Here is a 1,144-nt window from a genome sequence, read left to right on the forward strand (position 1 = left end):
GTCGTACCTGACGCTATTGCATTTACGAATGCTGCATTTCCTTTTACCGCGTCAACCACGCACGGAATCTTTGCAGGCGCTCAACGTCTGCACTGGCATCATGCGCTGGAACTGAACTATATTCGCGGCGGTACGGGTTTTATTCTGATCAACGGGATGAAGCTGCCCTTCGAGCAGGGGGATATTATTTTTATCAATAGCAATGATCTGCACCGGGCCTACGAGACAGAGGATTTGGTGATGGATGTGTTGATGTTCGAGCCTTCGCTGCTCGCAATCGATCTGAAGTTCGATCCGGATCTGATGGCACCGTTTCGTATGCTGGACAAGGTGGACAAGCGGTCGCCTGTTCATGCAGAATTGTCGGGCTTGTTGCAGCGGATGATGGATGAGAACGAATCCGGGGGAACGGCTTATATGAGTCTGATTCGCTCTGATCTGATTCGGTTCTTAAGCCTATCGAACCGCCATCTGTCAGCACCCATGCAAGAGAATAAGCCGATCAAAGGGCGTGGCATGCACGCACTGAAGGAAGTGCTCCGAACGATGGAGCTTCATGTCGATTATGCCTGGACGCTACAGGAACTGTCGGATCTGACGCACCTAAGTCCTTCCCGGTTCAGCGCGCTGTTCCAACAAGCGGTCGGAACCTCCCCGCATCATTATCTGATCCAGCTCCGTCTCACGCAAGCGGTACATCTTCTGGAGACTACGGACCATAAGATTATCGATATTGCCGAGAGCTGCGGGTTCCGTAACCTCTCCAACTTCAATCGGCTGTTTAAGCAGCATGTCGGTGCATCGCCAAGCGAAATCCGGGAACGCGCGAATGCAGGCCGTCCAAGCATCATCTCCTCGAAGAGTGTTAACCCATTCGATAAACAGTAAGATAGTATCACTCCATGATCGTATAACAGTAGAGAGACTTCACGGTAAGCGGTATCTTAAACCTATACCACCATTACGCGCCATGATCGGCGGGCAGGAGTGAAGTCCATGAGTTTGTATCTAGGTGTGGATGCCGGCGGGAGCAAGACGCATGCTGTCATCTGTGATGAACAAGGGAATATAAGAGGTAAAGGGGCTTCAGGCAACGGGAATCATCAGATTCATCTGGAACACGCCGCCCGTAACATAGAGGAAG

The 1,144-nt window shown here is 51.4% G+C and carries 1 protein-coding gene; it reads left to right on the forward strand.

From position 1 onward, the window contains the following. On the forward strand, positions 1–888 hold an 888-nt coding region (locus ACFRAK_RS29410), incomplete at its 5' end, for a helix-turn-helix domain-containing protein (protein ID WP_394573255.1). Positions 889–1,144: the final 256 nt, after the last annotated feature.

The sequence above is a fragment of the Peribacillus sp. NPDC056705 genome (genome assembly GCF_043656335.1).